General features: G+C 60.0%; 18 protein-coding genes and 1 pseudogene. 7 read left to right on the top strand and 12 right to left on the bottom strand.

From position 1 onward, the window contains the following. Positions 1-3: 3 nt before the first annotated feature. The 7 genes from AC1DM5_RS16185 to AC1DM5_RS16155 all read right to left on the bottom strand — a co-directional run bounded on the left by AC1DM5_RS16185 (position 4) and on the right by AC1DM5_RS16155 (position 8793). Positions 4-1119, bottom strand: coding sequence for a helix-turn-helix transcriptional regulator (locus tag AC1DM5_RS16185; protein ID WP_477975257.1), 1116 nt, complete (start codon positions 1117-1119; stop codon positions 4-6). Positions 1120-1248: 129 nt separating this feature from the next. Continuing rightward, complete coding sequence (locus AC1DM5_RS16180) at positions 1249-1959, bottom strand: ParA family protein (RefSeq protein ID WP_007824085.1); 711 nt, start codon at positions 1957-1959, stop codon at positions 1249-1251. Positions 1960-2205: 246 nt separating this feature from the next. After that, a complete protein-coding gene (locus AC1DM5_RS16175; protein WP_477824123.1) occupies positions 2206-3360 on the bottom strand; it encodes an iron-containing alcohol dehydrogenase in 1155 nt (384 codons plus the stop codon). Then, entirely contained in the window at positions 3357-4742 is a 1386-nt protein-coding gene (locus AC1DM5_RS16170; RefSeq protein WP_477824122.1) for an aldehyde dehydrogenase family protein, read from the bottom strand. Before AC1DM5_RS16170 ends, AC1DM5_RS16175 begins: the two co-directional genes overlap by 4 nt. A 100-nt stretch (positions 4743-4842) precedes the next feature. Then, positions 4843-6207: a glutamine synthetase family protein gene (locus AC1DM5_RS16165; protein WP_477824121.1), complete on the bottom strand. Its 1365-nt coding sequence runs from the start codon at positions 6205-6207 to the stop codon at positions 4843-4845. A 146-nt stretch (positions 6208-6353) separates the two neighbouring features. Further along, on the bottom strand, positions 6354-7901 hold the full coding sequence (locus AC1DM5_RS16160) for an amino acid permease (RefSeq protein WP_477824120.1): 1548 nt from the start codon (positions 7899-7901) through the stop codon (positions 6354-6356). A gap of 121 nt (positions 7902-8022) precedes the next feature. Next, positions 8023-8793, bottom strand: coding sequence for an N-formylglutamate amidohydrolase (locus tag AC1DM5_RS16155; protein ID WP_477824119.1), 771 nt, complete (start codon positions 8791-8793; stop codon positions 8023-8025). A gap of 177 nt (positions 8794-8970) precedes the next feature. Between AC1DM5_RS16155 and AC1DM5_RS16150 the strand changes: the two genes are divergently transcribed. From AC1DM5_RS16150 to AC1DM5_RS16120, 7 genes and pseudogenes are all read left to right on the top strand, one after another. Beyond that, the gene (locus AC1DM5_RS16150; RefSeq protein ID WP_113324548.1) at positions 8971-9843 is read left to right on the top strand and encodes a MurR/RpiR family transcriptional regulator; all 873 of its coding nucleotides are present in this window, start codon (positions 8971-8973) and stop codon (positions 9841-9843) included. A 188-nt stretch (positions 9844-10031) separates the two neighbouring features. Continuing rightward, positions 10032-11135 carry an ABC transporter substrate-binding protein gene (locus tag AC1DM5_RS16145; RefSeq protein ID WP_477975255.1) on the top strand — a complete coding sequence of 368 codons (1104 nt, stop codon included), beginning with the start codon at positions 10032-10034 and terminating at the stop codon, positions 11133-11135. 74 nt (positions 11136-11209) lie between these two features. Beyond that, positions 11210-12103: an ABC transporter permease gene (locus AC1DM5_RS16140; protein ID WP_310389255.1), complete on the top strand. Its 894-nt coding sequence runs from the start codon at positions 11210-11212 to the stop codon at positions 12101-12103. Continuing rightward, the gene (locus AC1DM5_RS16135) at positions 12100-12888 is read left to right on the top strand and encodes an ABC transporter permease (protein WP_113324551.1); all 789 of its coding nucleotides are present in this window, start codon (positions 12100-12102) and stop codon (positions 12886-12888) included. The genes AC1DM5_RS16140 and AC1DM5_RS16135 overlap by 4 nt, the downstream gene beginning before the upstream one ends. A 12-nt stretch (positions 12889-12900) precedes the next feature. After that, complete coding sequence (locus tag AC1DM5_RS16130) at positions 12901-13962, top strand: ABC transporter ATP-binding protein (RefSeq protein WP_477823332.1); 1062 nt, start codon at positions 12901-12903, stop codon at positions 13960-13962. A gap of 225 nt (positions 13963-14187) precedes the next feature. Next, positions 14188-14493, top strand: coding sequence for an NIPSNAP family protein (locus AC1DM5_RS16125; protein WP_439015962.1), 306 nt, complete (start codon positions 14188-14190; stop codon positions 14491-14493). Positions 14494-14677: 184 nt separating this feature from the next. After that, positions 14678-15553, top strand: a pseudogene (locus AC1DM5_RS16120) (DMT family transporter); the annotation flags it as partial. Positions 15554-15622: 69 nt separating this feature from the next. On the opposite strand, the gene AC1DM5_RS16115 reads toward AC1DM5_RS16120, so the two are convergent. The 5 genes from AC1DM5_RS16115 to AC1DM5_RS16095 all read right to left on the bottom strand — a co-directional run bounded on the left by AC1DM5_RS16115 (position 15623) and on the right by AC1DM5_RS16095 (position 20978). After that, a complete protein-coding gene (locus AC1DM5_RS16115) occupies positions 15623-16624 on the bottom strand; it encodes an ABC transporter ATP-binding protein (protein ID WP_477823331.1) in 1002 nt (333 codons plus the stop codon). 10 nt (positions 16625-16634) lie between these two features. Further along, positions 16635-17702: a Gfo/Idh/MocA family protein gene (locus AC1DM5_RS16110; protein WP_477823330.1), complete on the bottom strand. Its 1068-nt coding sequence runs from the start codon at positions 17700-17702 to the stop codon at positions 16635-16637. Beyond that, a complete protein-coding gene (locus AC1DM5_RS16105; protein ID WP_477823329.1) occupies positions 17699-18541 on the bottom strand; it encodes a carbohydrate ABC transporter permease in 843 nt (280 codons plus the stop codon). The genes AC1DM5_RS16110 and AC1DM5_RS16105 overlap by 4 nt, the downstream gene beginning before the upstream one ends. A gap of 14 nt (positions 18542-18555) precedes the next feature. Continuing rightward, positions 18556-19503, bottom strand: a complete 948-nt coding sequence (locus AC1DM5_RS16100) for a carbohydrate ABC transporter permease (RefSeq protein ID WP_477823328.1) — start codon at positions 19501-19503, stop codon at positions 18556-18558. Between the two features lie 215 nt (positions 19504-19718). Beyond that, positions 19719-20978: an ABC transporter substrate-binding protein gene (locus AC1DM5_RS16095; RefSeq protein WP_477823327.1), complete on the bottom strand. Its 1260-nt coding sequence runs from the start codon at positions 20976-20978 to the stop codon at positions 19719-19721. Positions 20979-21039 lie beyond the last annotated feature (61 nt).

The raw sequence follows: 21039 nt of genomic DNA, 5'->3' as shown, positions 1-21039 counted from the left end.
AGGCTATTCGCCCGGTGTCTCCGCCGGGCGCTCGCCGAACTGGATGAGACGCAAGAGCTCCACCTGCTTCCTGGCACCTGTCTTCATGTAGACGGACCGTACCTGCGAGCGGATCGTCTCTCGTGAACGGCTGGTTTCGGCAGCCAGGCCCGCAACCGAGCCTCCAGAAACCAGCGCCCTCACGACCCTGATTTCAGCCTGCGTGAGACCGAAATCGTTGCGCAGTTTCTCATCACTCAGCCCCGCGGGCCTTTGTTTCGGCTCGATCAGGATGGCGACAACAGGCCTTTCGAAGAAGCGTGGCTGGTGGCTCTTTTCAAGCTTGAGCAAGGTGATCTTCCGGCCTTCGGTCAGAACCGTCTGCTGACGCTCCGCCTCCTCTCCATGCCGCAGCATCAGTGTGAGGCAGTCATCGGCATCCTTGTCGGCAAGATGCAGCGTTCCGAGCGGTGAAAGCCAGACACCTGTTCCCTGTTCGAGCACCGCCTCTCCSAAGCCAGARGTGGACACCAGTCGYCGCTCTGAATTCAGGAGGAGCACACCGACSCCAATGGCATCGAACAGTCGCCCGTTGATCTCTGAATCGCTCTTTTGCCGGCCGCCGGATTCGACCGCGATGAAGGCCCGTCTCAGATGCGGCCCGATCCTTGTCAAAAGCGCAGCGCAGGCCCGGCTCTCATTCGGATCGGTCCAGCGGGTCGTGGTGATCGAAAGATTGAACGACCGGCTGCCCTCCCGCAGGATCGCCATGCCGACGGCGCCATGACCTTCATGCCGATGCCAGAAGTCATTAAAGAACTCGGTCTTGGAAAGCTCCGCATAGGATATGAAATCCTCGCCGATTGCCCCCTGCCCGGTGGGTGTCCTGTCCAGACCGGATATCCACGGGTTCAGCCGGCAGTAATAGCGCGTGTAGGTGTCGATCCACGACTGATCCATGTTGATGTGGAATTGCGACGAACCTTCCGCCCACGCGGCGTCGTGATAGAAAAGGCTGGTTCCCGCCCCCGGCAACAGCCCGTTCAACTCCGTCAGAAACGTATCCCATCGCGCTTCGCCAAAAACAATTCCGTAGATGGAATCGATGAGCTTGTCGTCGACTTGCCGGGTAATGCTCATGCGTTGCTTCGCGCGTGAAGGGATTTTTACAACCTGACAACCATTACACCAGTGAGCAAATGTAATTTCAAATGGAAAATGCCCCGGCCGAAGCCGAGGCATCAATTTCCCTACCCCCCGGTAGTCTGATCAGGCAGCACGGCCCATGGCATTTGCCAGGCGAATGGCAACCGGCAGGCGGCCCGGCACCTTGCGAATGATCTCTTCTGCGAAACAGAGGGCGTTTTCACGTGCTTTGTCGAGGTTGCTGACGCGCATCGGATCCATCGTATGCAGCGTGCCGCCGCAATCGAAGATGTCGCGGAAGGCCGAGCGCTCGATGATCGCCGTATCGAGAACCGGCACGTGGCGCTCGTTCAGCAGCGCCTTGACGAGCTGCAGCGCGCGGGTGGTGACCATGGAGTTGACGCGTGTCAGCACGACCGAATGGCCGATCTTGATGCCTGCCTTCTCCTCCAGATACTGCAGGAGCTCGAGAACCTGAGCGCCGCCGCGGGCATCCATCGCGCAGCCCTGGATCGGGATCAGCACGTGGTCGGAGAGACCGACGGCCGTTGCCAGCAGCGGATTGCGCGCGCCCGGCAGGTCGATGATGAAGTAATCAGTATTCTGCTTGTTCTCGCTGATGTGCTGCGGCAGCGAAGCCGTCGTTACGAAATCGATGACGCTGATGTTTGCCACATGGCCGGAGATTTCGTGCCAGCGCGAAATCCAGTGCTGCGGATCGGCATCGAGGATGGTGACGCGGTAGCCCTGACGGGCGAGCTCGGTGGCAAGCAGCAATACGGCTGTGGTCTTGCCGGCGCCGCCCTTGGTATTTGCGAATGTGATGACTGGCATATTCTTAGTCCTCGAAGGGAAATGGCGCGAGCCGGCATCGCTCGTTGTTAATCGCACTGTCGGAGCATCGTGCGGTTAACCCATCCTTGCCAATCGTGGTTAACAAACTGTAAACGGACCCGCCGAAATTGCGGTCCGCATTTCTCACATCCTCAAAAATGAGGATGCCCTAAAGCGCGTAAAGCAAGAAAAAAGCCCGGAAAGCCAAGGCTTTCCGGGCCAGTTTAGAGGTCCGCCTTTATCTGATCAGAAGCAATCCGCAAACAGTGTCTTGGTATTTTCAAGCGTCAATGCAACCGGATTACCGCCGGCGCTCGGGTCTTCGATCGCCATCGCCGCCAGTTCGTCGATCCGATCAGGAGTGATTCCCATCGCCGTCAGATTGTCAGGGACGTTGAGTTCGGAACGCAGCTTCAGCACGTAATCATAGAAACCGTCGAAACCGCCGGCGATGCCGAGATAGGCAGCGGCACGCACGATCTTCTCTTCGATGGCCGAGCGGTTGAAGCGCAGGGCAGCCGGCATGACGACGGCATTGGTCATGCCGTGATGAGTGTTGTAGACGGCGCCAATCGGATGCGAGAGCGCATGGATGGCGCCGAGACCCTTCTGGAAGGCGACTGCGCCCATGGCGGCTGCCGACATCATGTTGGCGCGGGCTTCCAGATCCGTGCCTTCCTTATAGGCGCGCGGCAGGAATTCCTTGACGAGCCGCATGCCCTCCAGCGCGATGCCGGCCGACATCGGATGGTAGAAGGGCGAGGAATAGGCCTCCAGGCAATGGGCGAAGGCATCCATGCCAGTGCCGGCCGTGATGATCTTCGGCATGCCGACCGTCAGTTCCGGATCGGCGATGACGACACCCGGTAGGAACTTCGGATGGAAGATGATCTTCTTCACATGCGTCACGGAATTGGTGATAACGCTGGCGCGGCCGACTTCCGAGCCGGTGCCGGCCGTCGTCGGGACGGCAACGATCGGCGCGATGCCCTCGACGCTGGCGCGTGTCCACCAGTCCCCGATATCCTCGAAATCCCAAACGGGGCGCGTCTGGCCAACCATGAAGGCCACGCACTTACCGAGATCAAGACCGGAGCCGCCACCAAAGGCGACGACGCCGTCATGGCCGCCGTCGCGGAAAGCCTTGATGCCGGCTTCGAGGTTCTTCTCGTTCGGGTTCGGATCGACATCGGCGAAGATCGCCCGGCTGAGGCCGGCATCTTCGAGAATGTCGAGCGCGTTCTTGGTGATCGCCATCGAGGCGAGGCCCCGGTCAGTGACGAGCAGCGGCTTCTTCATGCCGAGGCTCTTGCAGGCGTCGGCCAGTTCCTTGATGCGGCCGCGGCCGAGCTTGACGGCTGTCGGATAGCTCCAGTTTGCGGTGATGTTGGCGCTGCTCATGCTGTAACCTTCTTGAGATGGTAAGATTTCGGGCGCGTCAGATTGTGGAAGCCGATGATCGACAGCGAGCCGCCGCGGCCGGTTTCCTTGACGCCGGTCCAGCACAGAGCCGGATCGAGATAATCGGCACGGTTCATGAAGACGGTGCCGGTTTCGATTTCGCGGCCAAGGCGCCCTGCCCGCTCCGCATCCTTGGTCCAGAGCGAAGCCGTCAGCCCGTACTGGCTGTCATTCATCAGCGCCAGGGCCTCGTCGTCATTCTTCACCTTCATGATGCCGACGGCCGGGCCGAAGGTTTCTTCGCGCATGAAGGCCATGGAATGATCGACATTGACGAGGATCTGCGGTGCGAGATAGGCGCCGCCATCATCGGCCGGGAAAAGCTTCGGATCGACCAACGCCTTGGCGCCCTTGGAAACTGCATCGGCGATCTGTTCGCGCACCACCTTGGCAAAGCGCTTGTGCGCCATCGGACCGAGCGAGGTCTCCGGATCGAGCGGATTGCCGAGCTTGTAGTTCGAAACCCAGGCAACCGACTTCTCGACGAAGGCGTCGTAAAGCGATTCATGCACATAAATGCGCTCGATACCGCAGCAGCACTGGCCGGAATTGTAGGTCGCGCCATCCATCAGCGTATCGACGGCGGCCTCGAGGTCAGCATCCTCCATCACATAACCCGGATCCTTGCCGCCGAGCTCGAGACCGAGACCGGTAAAGGTGCCGGCAGCAGCGCGCTCCATCGAGCGGCCGCCTTCGACAGAGCCGGTGAAATTGACGAAATTAAAGCTGCCGGCAGCAATCAAGGCCGAGGTTGTCTCATGATCGAGGAAGACGTTCTGGAACACATCCTCGGGAACGCCGGCCTCGACGAAGGCCTGCACCAGGCGCTCACCGACGAGCAGCGTCTGCGAGGCGTGCTTGAGCACGACGGTGTTGCCCGCCATCAGCGCCGGAGCGATCGTGTTGATCGCCGTCATATAGGGATAGTTCCAGGGGGCGACGACGAAGACGACGCCATGCGCTTCGCGCTCGATGCGGCGCTCGAACTTGTCGCTCTCCTCGACGACGAGCGGCGCAAGCGCATCCGCCGCGATCGAGGCGACATAGTTGGAGCGCTCGTTGAAGCCGCGATATTCGCCGCCATACTTGATCGGCCGGCCCATCTGCCAGGCGAGCTCAGGCACGACGACATCGGACATCTCGTTGAGACGGGCAACGCCCTTCAGCACCAGCTGGACTCGCTCTTCGAGCGGGCGCTTGGCCCAGGCCTTCTGCGCCTTGCGCGCACGCGCCACGGCTTCCTTTGCCGCTTCAAGCGAAAGCGCCGGACGCTCCGCGTAAACAGAGCCGTCAATCGGCGAAATGCATTGGATCATTGTCATGATCTAAATCCTGTTTTCTTCTGAGCCGCAGGGAGAGGCGCCGCGACTTATCCTCCGCAGGGAGAATCCAGTCGGGCGGCCTTCCGCTTCGGATATGTTCTTAAGCTCTCTCGAAGCCGCGCGCCACTTCCCAATCCGTGATGCGGCGGTCGTATTCTTCCTGCTCCCATTCGGCAGCGCGGGTATAGTGATCGATGACATCGTCGCCGAAGGCTGTGCGCAGCATCTCCGATTCCGTCATCGCCTTGGTCGCCGCCCGCAGCGTGCGCGGGATCTCGCGGATATCCTTGCCGAAATAGGCGTCCCCTACATAGGGCGCTTCCAGTTCCAGCTTCTTTTCGATGCCGTCTATGCCGGCGGCAAGCAGGGCCGCGAAGGCGAGATAGGGATTAAGGTCAGAGCCGCCGACGCGGCATTCGATACGGATCGCCTTGGTCTCCTCCCCGCAGAGGCGGTAGCCCGCCGTGCGGTTGTCCTTGCTCCAGACCGCCTTGGTCGGCGCGAAGGTGCCGGCCATGAAGCGCTTGTAGGAATTGATGTAAGGCGCCAGGAAATAGGTGATTTCGCTCGCGTGGCTGAGCAGGCCGGCAATATAGTTCTGCATCAGCGGTGTCATGCCGTGATGGCCGGCATGGTCGAAGAACAGCGGCTTTTCTTCGAGACTCCAGAGCGACTGATGGATATGCGAGGAACTGCCGGCGGCATTGTAGTGCCACTTGGCAAGGAAGGTGATCGCCTTGCCCTTCGACCAGGCGATCTCCTTGCAGCCGTTCTTGATGATCGCATGCCGGTCGGCCATGGTGAGCGCATCGGCATAACGCACATTGATTTCTTCCTGGCCGGCGGAAGCCTCGCCCTTGGAATTTTCGACCGGGATGCCCGCACCCTGCAGGCCCTTGCGGATCGCCCGCATCACCTCTTCTTCCTTGGTCGTCTGGAAGATGTGGTAGTCTTCATTATAGGCGCTGGCGAGCTTCAGATTGCGGTATCCGGAAGCCTGTGCCGCCTCATAGCTCTGGTCGAACAGGAAGAATTCGAGTTCGGAGGCCATGTAGGCCTTCATGCCCATGTCCTCCAGGCGCTTCACCTGCTTCTTCAGGATCGCACGCGGGGAATGGGCCACTTCCTCATGCGTATGATGGTCCAGCACGTCGCAGAGAACGAGCGCGGTGCCTTCGAGCCAGGGAATGACGCGCAGCGTCGAAAGGTCCGGCTTCATCGTATAGTCGCCGTAGCCCTTTTCCCAACTCGTCGCCTTGTAGCCGGAGACGGTCTCCATCTCCATGTCGGTCGCCTGCAGATAGTTGCAGCTATGCGTTTCCTTCCAGGCGCTTTCGAGGAAAAACTCCGCCTGGAAACGCTTGCCCATCAGGCGCCCCTGCATATCCACCTGGCAGGCCAGCACCGTATCGATGCGCCCGTCGGCAACGTCCTGTCTGAGATCGTCGAGAGTATAGCTGCTCATGATTCATCCGCCTGAAATTGAAACCGGGAAATCGGGACAACGAAACGGCATGCGACCGCCGGGATCAACCCGCCCGATGCCTTTTCGTTGAACCGTGATGGGGCCGCGTGATGCGGCCCCGCCATGTGAGAGGGAAGCCTCAGTTCTTAGCTTTCGCCGACAGCCTTTTCGGCCGCTGCGATTTCGGCCTGGCGCCGTGCCACTTCGTCGCCGATCGGCGGACCCTTGAAACGGCGGCTTTCGAAGCCGAACCAGACGATGCCCGTCAGCACCAGGAACCCTACCGTCACGTAGAGCGCCGGCCTGTTCGGGGGCTGAATGCCGAGAACGAAGATCAGGATCATCGCGAGGATCGAGAGAACCGCGAAGAGCTTGAACATGCCCTCGCCGAGGTTCCACGGGCCCATCTTGTCCCACTTCGAGGTGCCCCAGGCAAAGAGGCCGAGCGCAATCGGGATCGCGAAGGAGAAGAACAGGAAGATGACCGTGCACGATACGACGATCGTGTAAACCGGCGTATCCCCGATCGAAACGAGCGACGAGCCCCAGACGAAGAGCACCGAGAGGATCGAGCCCGTCCAGATCGCGGCAACCGGCGTGCGGTAGTTCGGGCTGACCTTCGACAGCGCCTTGGACGCCGGCAGGCCGCCGTCACGCGAGAAGGCGAAGATCATGCGCGAGACCGAGGTCACGGTCGCAAGGCCGCACAGCCACTGGCTGACGAGGATCGCGAGGTACAGGATATCCTTGACGATCGGGTTCACCTGGCTGTCCATCGCCCAGAAGAACACGTTCCAGCCCTGCTTTGCCGCATCATCCATGTTCGGCAGCATGAGCACGAAGGCGCACAGCATGATGTAGCCGAAAAGTGCCGACCACAGGACCGACGCGACCATGCCGCGCGGAACGGAATGCGCCGCCTTGACGGTTTCTTCCGAAGTATGCGCCGAAGCGTCATAGCCGGTGATGGTGTAGATCGGCAGCAGAAGGCCGAGCAGGAACACCCAGGCGCCCGATGTCGTGGGCCATACGTTGCCGCCGACTTCGCCGGAATAGTTGGCAAAGGTGAAGAGCCGGCCGAACTCATAAGACGGTGCGGCAAGCAGGCACACGGCAGCGAGCGCGATCGCGGTCGCAAAGATCAGGTAACCCGAGAAGTCCGTGAGCTTTGCGGTGAGCCCAATGCCCATGTGGTTCACGAGCGCCTGCGCGCCGGTGATGATCACCAGGAAGACGATGCGCACCAGCGTGGTGTCCGTCAGGCCGAAATAGCTCGAGCCGAAGGAGCCCATGAAGAAGTAATAGGTGCCGACGTTGATGGCGCCGAGAACGGTGACGAGGCCGAGCAGGTTGAACCAGGCGGTCAGCCAGCCGGTGAAACGGTTACCGAGGATCGAGCCCCAGTGATAAAGGCCGCCCGCGGTCGGGTAAGCGGAGCTGATCTGCGCCATGGCGACGGCGAAGACGAGCGAAACGAAGCAACCGAGCGGCCAGCCGATACCGATGGCGGCACCGCCCGCACCCGAGGTTGCCTGCGCCAGCGAGTTGATACCGCCGGAGAGGATGCAGATGATCGAGAAGGAAACGGCGAAGTTCGAAAACGAGCTCATCCGCCGTTCGAGTTCCTGGGCATAGCCCATGGAATGCAGGATATGCACATCCTGCTTTTTATCACTTTCGGTATAGTCCGACATGACTTCCCCCTGTTGACAATCGCCCGCGGAATTGCGGCCGATCCAGTGCCAATAGTGCCCGTGGCTTTTCGCCTTGCGGGCTGTTCGCAGTTAAACTGCTCCCCGGGGTCTTATGTTTTATTCAGGCGTCCAGACTTTCCTGGATGAGCCTTGCGAGATAGTCGGCCACGACCCCTTGGCCGGTATCATCTGCGATGAGGTCGTTTCGGACCTCAATCATGACATTGCGAAGCCCGTTGGAAATGCCGTGCAGGATCAGCGTGTGCGTCACGCCGTCCTCCGGCCCGTAGGGCTCGTTGCGTTCGGTGCGGTAAAGCGGCGCCTCGGCCGCAAACTCCAGCACGCGGTCGGCAAGACGGCTGTCCTCATCATGGAGGATGCCGAGCTCGACGGCGCGTTGTTTGCCATTATAGACCGGTGTGAAGCTGTGGATCGTCACGATGACGCTATCCTGCCCCCTCGCTTGGCGGTCACGGATCAGCGCCCGAACGGCATCGTGGAACGGCTGGTAAAGCGCTTCGGTGCGCGCAAGGCGCTCTTCCCCGGTCAAATCCTTGTTACCGGGGATCGTGTAGATCTCGCTGACCTCGGGCATGGCGCCTGGCGAGCTCGGCGGCCGGTTGCAGTCATAGATCAGCCGGGAGAAGCGCTGGTAGATGAGCGTCGCATCGAGAGCAGCCGAAATGCCGCGGGCAACGGCAAGCGCACCAGGATCCCAGGCGATGTGGCTTAAAAGCGCTTCTTCGGAGAGGCCGAGATTACCGAAATGTTCAGGAAGCGTGCGGGATGCGTGCTCGCAGATGATGAGCACAGGACTCTTGCCGTGGACGCGTTCGATTGCGACGCAATCACCGTCCGCTTCGCTGAGAATTCGGGGCTGGGCCAGCACCAAAAGCACCTCTCCCATGGCTTAATAAAATCTTTACAAGAAAAGAATTCTTCAGGTTCACGGCAGTGTCAAGCGCGTTCTGAAAATTTCTTTTCATGACACTTGTTGACATGGATTGTGACAGCGTTGTTAACTTTCAGTGGGAAAGTGGCATCAGACCATCCCGGGGAGCAAAATCACGTGAGTGTCGCGGCTAAGACCGTTTCGGACGTCATTCATTCACATCTCGGCGTGCTCACACGCGCCGAAAAGCAGTTGGCCGAAAGCCTGCTCGACAACTACCCCGTCTCCGGTCTCGGCAGCATCACCACCATTGCCGAAAATGCCGGCGTCTCCACGCCGACGGTCGTGCGCATGGTCCAGAAGCTCGGCTACAAGGGCTATCCGGATTTCCAGCAGCACCTGCATCAGGAAGTCGAGGCGACGATCTCCAACCCGATCGCCAAGCATGACCGATGGGCCCAGAACGCGCCGGGCACCCATATATTGAACCGTTTCGCCGACGCCATCATGGGCAATCTGCGCCAAACGCTCTCCGATCTCGATACGGCTACCTTTGACAACGCCGCTGCCCTGCTCTCGGACCGCAAGCGCACGCTCTATTTCGTCGGCGGACGCATCACCGGCGCACTCGCCGAATACTTCTTTACCCATATGCAGGTCATCCGCCCGAACACGGCGCTGCTTTCTTCCAATTCGTCGAGCTGGCCGCAATACGTCCTCAATATGAATCCGGGCGACCTGCTCATCATCTTCGATATCCGCCGCTACGAGCAGGAGATGGTGAGCCTTGCCACCGCCGCCCGCAAGCGCGGAGCCGAAATCATCGTCTTCACCGACCAGTGGGCTTCGCCCGCCGCCAAGCTCGCCCGTCACGCCTTTCGCGTGCAGATCGAGGCGCCGTCGGCCTGGGATTCCTCCGTCGTCACACTCTTCATCGTTGAGGCGCTCATCGAGGCGGTTCAGAACTCGACCTGGGACGAAACGAAGGAGCGCATGAAAACGCTGGAAGGCCTGTTCGAACAGACCCGGCTTTTCCGCAAACCCGGTTAGGAGGGACAAATAAAAAAAGGGCAAAAACAATGACGGATCTCGCGGAAACAGGACAGCTTGTCGCAAATGAAACATTGCCGCAAGCGCCTGCTATTCATGACAAAATTAACGTCATTCAACTGTCATACAAGCTTCATCTAACGCCAGTAACAGCACATCGGACACTGAAAACCCGAAGGAGAACAACAGTGATCTCTAACATTTCTCGACTGCTCTCGCTTTCTACTGCGATGATCGTTGCTTCGACTGCGATCGCAGCAGCTGAGCCGAGCGCTGATCTTATCGCTGCCGCCAAGAAGGAAGGCACGCTGACCACGATCGCTCTCCCGCATAACTGGTGCGGCTACGGCGACGTCATCGCAGGTTTCAAGGCCAAGTACGGCCTCGAAGTCAACGAACTGAACCCGGATGCAGGTTCGGGCGACGAAATCGAAGCAATCAAGGCCAACAAGGGCAACACCGGCCCGCAGGCTCCTGACGTCGTCGACGTCGGCCTCTCCTTCGGTCCGTCCGCCAAGAAGGACGGCCTGATCCAGCCTTATAAGGTTTCCACCTGGGCTTCCATTCCGGATAGCGCCAAGGATGCCGACGGCTACTGGTATGGCGATTACTACGGCGTTCTCTCCTTCGTCGTGAACACCGATATCGTCAAGAACGTCCCGAAGGACTGGGCTGACCTCAAGAAGCCGGAATATGCCAACACCGTTTCGCTCGCCGGTGATCCGCGCGCTTCGAACCAGGCTGTTCAGGCCGTTTACGCGGCCGGCCTCGCAACCGGTGCAAAGGACGCGACGAAGGCTGGTGAAGCYGGTCTCGCTTACTTCGCAGAGCTGAACAAGGCCGGCGCGCTCGTTCCGGTTATCGGCAAGTCCGCTTCGCTCGCTCAGGGCTCGACCCCGATCGTCGTCGCGTGGGACTACAACGGTCTCGCATGGCGCGACAGCCTTGCCGGCAACCCGCCGGTTGAAGTCGTCGTTCCCTCGACCGGCGTTGTCGCAGGCGTCTACGTTCAGGCGATCTCCGCTTTCGCTCCGCACCCGAACGCTGCCAAGCTCTGGATGGAATATCTCTATTCGGACGAAGGCCAGCTCGCTTGGCTGAAGGGCTACTGCCACCCGATCCGCTTCAACGACCTCGCTCAGAAGGGCAAGGTTCCGAAGGAACTGCTCGACAAGCTGCCGCCGGCTGAAGGCTATGCAAAGGCCGTCTTCCCGACGCTCGACGAGCAGGACAAGGGCAAGACCGCAATCACCACCAAGTGGGACAGCGTCGTCGGCGCCAACGTTCAGTAATATCTGACCTCGCCTCCCCGCCTACAAAGGCGGGGAGGCTTTTCTCACTCCGACGCCCCAGGATGAGCTTTTCCATGAGCACCGTTTCAACGCCTATGGTAAGCACTGCCCCCTTGATCAACAAAGACCGTGTGATCGACTGGCTGGGCATTGCACCCTTCATTATTTTTTCTCTGCTATTCCTGATCATCCCCACTCTGTATCTTGTGGCGGGCGCGTTTCTGACGCCCGATGGCGATTTAACGCTGAAAAATATCAGCGATCTTTTCACCCCATCCATTATGAGCGCCTACTGGATCAGTATCCGCGTCTCGGTCGCATCCGCTCTTGGTGGCGCGCTGATCGGCTTCTTTCTCGCCTGGGCCGTCGTGCTCGGCGGGCTGCCGAGCGGGGTCCGCGCAACGCTGCTGACATTCTCGGGCGTCGCCTCGAACTTTGCCGGCGTGCCGCTCGCCTTCGCCTTCCTGGCAACGCTTGGCCGGACCGGCCTTGTGACCCTCTTCCTGCGCGACTGGTTCGGCTTCAACCTTTACGGCACCGGCTTCAACCTTCTCTCCTTCTTCGGCCTCACCATCACCTACATGTATTTCCAGATCCCGCTGATGGTGCTGATCCTGACGCCGGCGCTCGACGGCATGAAGAAGGAATGGCGCGAAGCTTCGCAGATCCTTGGCGCCACCAACCGCCAGTATTGGACCATGGTTGCCCTGCCGATCCTCTGGCCGAGCCTGCTCGGCACGACGCTGCTTCTGTTTGCGAACGCTTTCGGTGCCATTGCAACCGCCTATGCGCTGACCGGCTCGTCGCTCAACATCGTCCCGATCCTGCTCTACGCGCAGATCCAGGGCGACGTGCTTCATAACGCCAATCTCGGCTACGCGATCGCGCTCGGCATGATCGTCATCACGGGCGTTTCGAATGTTCTCTATCTCATGCTGCGCATGCGCGCTGAACGGTGGCAAAAATGAAGGGACAACGTATCGGCGCCTGGATCGCCATCATCATCGGTGCAACCTATTTCATCGTACCGCTYCTCGGCACGCTGGAATTCTCCCTGCGCAAGCGTCGTGACGCCTATTCGTTCGACGCTTATCAGTCTGTCTTTTCAGACGCCAGTTTCCGCGAGACGTTCGGCTACTCCATGATGATGGCCGCGCTGACCATCGTCTTCGGCATGCTGCTCGTCGTACCGACTGCCTATTGGGTACGCCTGCGCCTGCCGCAGATGCGTCAGGTCGTCGAATTCATCACGCTGCTGCCGCTTGTCATCCCGGCGATCGTCATCGTCTTCGGCTATATCCAGATGTACAAGTCCTCCTCGTATCTGCCGCTGACCGGCTCCACGACGGGCACCAACATCCTGCTGATGTTCTCCTACATCACGCTCTCGCTGCCCTACATGTACCGCGCCGTCGATACCGCCATGCGCGCCATCGACGTCCGCACGCTAACGGAAGCAGCCGAAAGCCTTGGCGCGAGGTGGACGACGATCATGTTCAAGTGCATTTTTCCAAACGTCATGAGCGGCGTGCTTTCGGGTGCCTTCATTACGCTCGCGATCGTCATGGGCGAATTCACCATGGCAGCCTTGCTCGGCCGCCCTGCTTTCGGCCCCTACCTGCAGCGTGTCGGCGCCAACCAGGCCTATGAGCCGTCCGCGCTCGCCGTCATCGCATTTTCGATCACCTGGCTCAGCATGGGCCTGCTCAATCTCGTTTCCCGCTTTGGCAAAGCCCGCCCGGCTAGGGTATAAGGTATTTGGCTCATGTCTTTTCTTACGCTGACCAACATTCAGAAATCCTTCGGCCAGACGCAGGTCGTCAAGAACTTCAACATGAACATCGAGAAAGGGGAATTCGTCTCTTTCCTCGGCCCATCGGGCTGTGGCAAGACGACCGTCCTGCGCATGATCGCCGGCTTTGAAACGCCGACCGGCGGCACGCTGACGATCGACGGCAAGGACCAGCGCGCGCTGAAGCCCAACCAGCGCAACATCGGCATGGTCTTCCAGGCCTACGCCCTGTTCCCGAACATGACGGTGCATGACAACGTCGCATTCGGCATGAAGGTCGCGGGTGCTCCGAAGCCGGAGATCGACAGCCGAGTCAAGGAAATGCTCGGCCTTATCAAGCTCGATCATCTGGCAGACCGCTTCCCCTATCAGATGTCCGGCGGCCAGCAGCAGCGCGTTGCTCTTGCCCGCGCCCTTGCCGTCAAGCCGCAGGTCCTGCTGCTCGACGAGCCGCTGTCTGCTCTCGATGCCAAGATCCGCGTGTCGCTGCGCGAAGAAATCCGCCAGATCCAGCAGTCGCTTGGCATCACCACGGTCTTCGTGACGCACGACCAGGAAGAAGCGCTTTCGATCTCCGACCGCATCGTCGTCATGAATGGCGGCAAGGCAGACCAGATCGGCACGCCCTTCGAGATCTACAACACGCCGGCAACGCGCTTCGTCGCCTCCTTCGTCGGCACGCTGAACCTCATCGAAGCCAAGGTAGTCGACCCGGATAGCAATCGTATCCAGATCGGCGATCAGGGTGTGACGCTGAAACAGTCCGTCCAGACCTACAAGGCCGGCGACACCGTTCAGCTAGCGCTCCGCCCGGAAGCCGGTTCGCTCGCCGAAGGCACCCAGAGCGACACTGCGCTGACCGGTCAGGTCGTCTCCGCCCACTTTCTGGGTTCGGTCATCCGCACCCGGATGAATGTTGGCGGCAACGTCATCTCCTTCGACATGTTCAACAGCCCTGGCGTCACCCCGCCGGCCGCTGGCGAAACCGTAACGCTCCGCTTCATGGCTGCCGACCTGCTCGTCATCCGCGACTGATCGAAAACGGACTGAAATCAAACGAAGGCGCCGCCAACGCGGCGCCTTTTGCATGCCTGCTACCTAATTTTCATGAGCCCCCGCCCCTCTGAATATCCAGGCCAGGGAGATAGCATCGAAACGGAAGGCAGCGTAAAGGAACTGACCAACGGCTTGCCTCGAATCCGGGCAAGCAATACAGATCGGACGGCCATCCGCCCGGTCGTTCCACAACGGGGTCTTTCAATGATTACCTGCCATCTGCGATACGTCATCGACCCTTACAAGCTTGCCGAATTCGAACAATACGCCCGGCTCTGGATCCCCATCGTCAACAGGATGGGTGGCGCCCATCACGGCTATTTCCTGCCGTCCGAGGGCGCAAACAACATTGCCGTTGCGCTGTTTTCCTTCCCAAGCCTTGCCGCCTATGAGGACTATCGCACCCGTATGGCAAGCGACCCGGAATGCCAGGCCGCCTTCGAGCTCGACAAGCGTAACCGGAGCATCATCAGCTATGAGCGCAGCTTCATGCGCCCGGTTCTCGGCTGATCCACCTGGAATTCAGTCCAGACATATCAATCCGGCCGATCGGGATAAGACAGCACCAGATTCCATAGAATTCGGATATCCGGATTGTTCCGTTGCTGTCGGCCGCCTCGGCCGGGGATAGAGTGCAAAGCGTATCTCCATCTATTGGACGACGGCTTTGCGCACCGAAGCGATGACACAATCAATGTCGGCGAAGGATTGGGGCCAGCTCGTGCTGCTCGGCGCCCTCTGGGGCGGGTCCTTCTTCTTCGCCCGCATAGCCGTATCCGAAATTCCTCCTTTGGCCCTCGTCCTTTATCGCGTGGCAATCGCCGCGCTGGTCCTGCATCTCTGGTTGAAGCTGCGCGGCATTTCCTTCGCGCCCGTTCTCGCCCGGCCCGGCTCTTTCCTGCGTCTCGCCCTGCTCAACAACGTCATCCCCTTCTCGCTGATCTTCACTGGCCAAACGGAAATCGGCGCAGGCCTCGCCTCGGTGTTCTACGCAACAACACCTCTTTGGACGATCCTCGTAGCAAACGCGCTGACACCGGATGAAAAGATCTCAACCGTGAAGATCGCGGGCGTCGCGATCGGCATCGCAGGCGCCGCCGTCATGATCGGCCCTGGGCTTCTATCCAATCTTGGCGGCCCCACATGGGCAAAAATCGCAGTCATCGGAGCCGCTGTCTCCTATGCCTTCGCCGTCGTCTACGCCAAGCGCTTCAAAGGCATAAGCCCGACGGTGGTCGCGACCGGCCAACTAACAGGCGCGACCATCCTCATGCTGCCGATCGTTTTCTTTTTCTACAGCCCGGCCGAGATCGTCACATCGAATATTCCGATATGGATGGCCGTGCTGGTTCTCGCGATCCTGACCACCGCCTTCGCTTTCATTCTCTATTTCGATCTCATCGCCTCGGCCGGAGCGACCAATGCTTCGCTGGTGACGCTGCTGGTGCCCGTCAGCGCGATACTGCTAGGCACGGTCTTTCTCGGCGAAAGACTGGAAACGTTCGAGTTCGGCGGGATGATCCTGATCATGACGAGCCTGATCATCATCGATAGACGGCTTTTTCGGCGCGGACCCATCTACCTGTCGCTCGAAAGAAAAAGCCCCGCTCGATGGCGGGGCTTTTCATTCAGGTGGCAATCAGCGGATCGCTTGGTCGTTCGCATCGAAGCGATGGACGTGGCCGCCATCGGGCGTCGCATAGACAATCTCATCGGGTTCATACTTGTGTTCGCCGAAGAGACGCGCGGTCAGCAGGCCGCACTGGTCGGATTCCAGATAGACGATTGTGTCGGCGCCGAGATGCTCGACATGTACAGTCTTCGCCTTCCAGGTGCCGCTGTCGCGAGACAGCGTCAGGTGTTCGGGGCGGATGCCGACCGTCTTCGCGTCCGCGTCGCCGACCTTGTCGCCGGCAATGAAATTCATCTGCGGCGAGCCGATGAAGCCGGCGACGAATGTATTGGCCGGGCGGTTATAGAGTTCCATCGGCGAACCGATCTGCTCGATTGCGCCGGCATTCAGCACCACGATCTTGTCGGCGAGCGTCATGGCTTCGACCTGATCGTGGGTGACGTAGATCATCGTGGCCTTGAGGCTGCGGTGCAGGCGGGCGATTTCGAGGCGCGTCTGCACACGCAACGCCGCGTCGAGGTTGGAGAGCGGCTCGTCGAACAGAAAGAGTTCCGGCTCGCGCACGATCGCACGGCCGATCGCCACGCGCTGGCGCTGACCACCGGAAAGCTCGGCCGGACGACGCGCCAGATATTGTTCGAGCGACAGCATCGACGACGCCTTGCTCACCCGCTTCTCGATCTCGTCCTTGGCCGTACCGGCTTGCTTCAGGCCGAGGCCCATATTGTCCTTGACCGTCAGGTGCGGATAGAGCGCGTAGGACTGGAACACCATGGCGATGCCGCGCTTGGCCGGCGGGGTCAGCGTCTCATCGCGGCCGTTGATGATGACGGCGCCCGAGGTCACGTCCTCCAGACCGGCAATGCTGCGCAGCAGGGTTGATTTTCCGCAGCCGGAAGGGCCGACGAAAATGACGAATTCGCCGTCCTTGACCTCGAGGTCGATGCCCTTCAGCACATCATGCGTGCCATAGGCCTTGCGGATGGATTTGAGTTGAAGCGATCCCACTAGTCTTTCCTTATAGTCTAACCGGTCGGCCGGTGCGCACGCTTTCGTCAGCGGCAAGGCAGATGCGCAGCGAGGCCACGGCGTCATCCATATGGCGGGTAAGGTCCAGATCTTCGCTGACAGCGCGCAGCACGAAGGCCTGTTCCAGGTCGCAAAGCGCCTGATGGCCGGGCTCGCCTTCCATCGTCATGTCCTGATCGGGACGGATGAACTTGCCGTCCGGGCCGGTCTCTGCCGTATGCAGCCGGATGACGGAGGTCTTGGTATGCGTGTCAATATCGTCCGACTTCGCCTTCGGATCCATGACGATCGAAACCGCGCCGTTCGGCGACATGACGTCCTTCACGAAGAAGGCGGTCTCGGAAATCATCGGCCCCCAGCCGGCCTCGTACCAGCCGACGGAACCGTCTTCATAGAGCACCTGCAGGTGGCCGTAATTATACATGTCGGGCGCAATCTCGTTCGACAGCCGCAGACCCATACCGCGCACCTCGACCGCCTTGGCATCAGTGATCTGGCACATGACGTCGACATAGTGGACACCGCAATCAACGATCGGCGAAGTCGTCTGCATTAGCGACTTGTGCGTCGCCCAGGTCGGGCCGCTGGACTGCTGATTGAGGTTCATGCGGAAGACATAGGGGCCGCCGAGCTTCCGCGCCTCCTCGATCAGCTTCTTCCAGGATGGATGGTGGCGAAGGATATAACCGATGACCAGCTTCTTGCCGGCCTTCTTCGCCGCAGCCACGACGCGCTCCGCATCGGCAACCGTCGTTGCCAGCGGCTTTTCGACGAAGACGTCACAGCCGGCCTCGAAGGCCGCCACGGCGTAATCGGCATGGCTGTCGGAATAGGTGTTGATCGAGCAGAGATCCGGCTTCAGCTCGGCAAGCGCCGTCATGAAGTCAGGATGGATCGTGTACTGATCGAGCGCCGGCGCAAGCTGCGACGGCTTCGAGCGGTTGACGAGGCCGACGATCTCGAAGCCCGGATTGTTGTGATAGGCGAGCGCATGGCTGCGGCCCATATTGCCGAGGCCGGCAACGAGAACACGGATCGGCTTTTCGGATTGGCTCACTTGACGGCTCCCGAGGTAATGCCGCGGATCAGCTGCCGCGAGAAGATGACGTAGAGAACGAGGATCGGCAGGATCGCCAACGACAGTGCTGCCAGAACCGCATTCCAGTTGGTGACGAACTGGCCGATGAAGATCTGCGAACCGAGCGTCACGGTCTTGGTGGCTTCGGATGGCGCCAGGATCAGCGGGAACCACAAGTCGTTCCAGATCGGGATCATCGTGAAGACGGCGACCGTCGCCATAGCCGGCCGCACCAGCGGCAGCACGAGGCGGAAGAAAATCGAATATTCCGAGAGCCCGTCGATACGACCGGCATTCTTCAGGTCATCGGAAACGGTGCGCATGAATTCCGACAGGATGAAGATCGCAAGCGGGATGCCCTGCGCCGTATAGACAAGGATCAGCGCCGTCAACGTATTGACGAGGCCACTCGCGACCATACCCTGCAGGATTGCGACCGTGCCGAGGCGGATCGGGATCATGATGCCGATCGCCATGTAGAGGCCCATCACCGTATTGCCGCGGAAACGGTATTCCGACAGCGCAAAGGCGGCCATCGCTCCGAACAGCAGCACAAGGAAGATTGCAACGATCGTTACGATGAAGCTGTTCTGGAAATAGGTGGCGAAGTCACCCTGCCCCAGTACCGTCTGGTAACCGACGAGGCTGAAGGTCGAAGGTGTCGGCACCTGCAGCGGCGACCGGAAGATCGAATTGCGATCCTTGAACGAATTGACGATCGTCAGGAACACCGGAAAGATGGCGATCAGCGTGTAGCCGATCAGCGCCAGATGTACGAGGCCGGCACGGATGGGGGATGTGCGCGCTCTGTTCGACATGGGGCTCACACTCCTCAGAACTGGTAGCGGCGCATGCGCCGCTGGATGGCGAAAAGATAGAAGGAGACGCCGGCAAGGATGATCAGGAACATCACCGTCGCGATCGTCGCCCCCATGGACCGGTCGCCGAGTTGCAGCTGGAAACCGAAGAAGGTGCGGTAGAGCAGCGTACCCAGAATATCCGTGGACATGTCGGGGCCGGCAAGCGCGCCCTGCACCGTGTAGATCAGGTCGAAGGCATTGAAATTGCCGACGAAGGTCAGGATCGAGATGATGCCGATTGCCGGCAGGATCAGTGGCAGCTTGATCTTCCAGAACTGCGCCCAGCCGGTAATGCCGTCGCATTCGGCAGCCTCGATCACCTCCTCGGGGATGCTGAGAAGCGCCGCATAGATCAGCATCATCGGGATGCCGATATACTGCCAGTTGGAGATCAGCGACACGGCGACCAGCGCCGGACCGGACTGGCCGAGCCAGGGCGCGAAGGCCCATTTCATGCCGACGAGGCTCATCAGCCAGGGCGCCACACCCCAGATCGGCGAGAGGATCAGCTTCCAGATGAAGCCGACGATCACGAAGGAGAGCAGCGTCGGCAGGAAGATTGCCGTACGATAGAAGGCGACGAAACGCAGCCGCGGCGTCGACAGAAGTGCTGCCAGCGCAATCCCGATCGGATTCTGCACGCACATATGGATGGCGAAGAAGATCAGGTTGTTGCGAAGCGCGTTCCAGAAGTCGTGCGCCCAGCGGGCATCACCGAAGAGAACCTTGTAGTTGGCGAACCCGACGAAGGCCGGCGCGCCATCAACTGTATTGTAGAAGGAAAGCCGGAGCGTTTCGATCAGCGGCAGGATCATGATCGCCGAATAGACGATAAGGGCCGGAAGAAGGAAGACACCGATATGCCAGCGTATGGGCCGCTTGATCGGGATCAGGTCGACTGCGTTGTCGGCTTCGCTCATGGCTTTTGCCTGTTTTTATTGGCTGGGCCGGGGGCGCAGCGCAGGTGGAAAACTTGCCCCTCACTCCCCTTCTCCCTCTGTTCGGAGAGCAGGCGTGCCCATACCTGAAAACCACGGGCTAAGAGGCGGCTGCGAGTCTCCTGCCCCTTACGGGACAGGATGGCCGGCAGGTCGATAAGGGGCGGCCTGATGGACCGCCCCTCACCTTCAAAACCTTACTTCGCCGGCTTGTACCAGCTGTCGAGGCCCTTCTGGAGCTTTTCGGCAGCAGCGGCCGGAGTGTCCGTGCCGTTGATTACATTTGCCGATTCAACCCAGGTCTCGTTTTCGAGGTTCGGCGTGCCGCGCGACAGGATCTGATAGGTCGAGCGGACGGTCGACTTGTACGGGCCGCGCCAGGAAACGAATTCCTGAGCGAGCGGATCGCTCATCTTGACCGGGTTGGAGTTCAGGCTGAAGAAGCCCGGCAGGGAGTTCGCATAGATGTCTGCGAATTCAGGCGAAGCGACCCAGGTGAGGAACTTCTTGGCTTCTTCCTGGTGCGTGCTCTTGGCGTTCAGGGCGACGCCGATATCGGGATGGTCGGAGATGTAGCCCTGGTCGCCAGCTTTCGGAACCGGCGGCGGGAAGGCGCCCATCTTGAACTGCGCCTGCGTGTTGAACAGCGAGATTTCCCAGGAGCCTGCCGGATAGATAGCGGCACGGCCGAGCGTGAAGAGGTTCTGGCTGTCCGAGTAGGTCTGGGCTTCGAAACCGTCGCCGAGATAGGGCTTCCACTTGGCAAGCTCTTCATAGGGCTTGACCCAGTCGGCGTCCGTCAGTTTCTGCTTGCCGGCGATAAGAGCGTCGCGGCCCTCTTCACCCTTCCAGTAGTTCGGGCCGATATTCTGGTAGCCCATGGTAGCGGCTTCCCAGAGATCCTTCGTGCCCATGGCGAGCGGGATATAGGTGCCGTCAGCCTTGATCTTGTCGAGGGCTGCGAAGAACTCGTCTTCCGTCTTCGGAATGGCGATGCCGAGCTTATCGAAGGCATCCTTGTTATAGATGAAGCCGTGGATGACCGAAGCCATCGGCACGCAGAAGGTCGACTTGCCGTCGTCCGTCGACCATGCAGCCTTGGCGACCGGCGAGAAGTTTTCCATGCCGGTGAGGCTGGTCAGATCGATGAGCTGCTTCTTGTTGAAGAGTTCGAGCGATGCGTCGAACGGACGGCAGGTGATGATATCGCCTGCGGAACCGGCGTCGAGCTTGGCGTTCAGCGAAGCATTGTATTCAGTCGGAGCGGTCGGCGAGAAGACGATCTTGATGCCCGGGTTCTTGGCTTCGAAAGCCGGGATGATCTTTTCCTGCCAGATCTGCAGGTCGTCGTTACGCCAGCTTTCAACGGTAAGCGTCACGTCAGCGGCATGAACGAGGCCGGCTGACGACAGCAGGCTGGAGGCAAGCAGCAAGCTTTTCAGAGCAGTGTTTTTCATTTCCCTCTCCTGTTTTGAGCGCCGCTAGGCGCTGTTTTCGATCTGAAACAAGCAGTTGGCG

The sequence above is a fragment of the Rhizobium sp. 01T437 genome, from assembly GCF_056398505.1.
The sequence above is the reverse complement of the archived record's forward strand: the minus strand, read 5'-3'. Positions and strand labels throughout refer to the sequence as shown.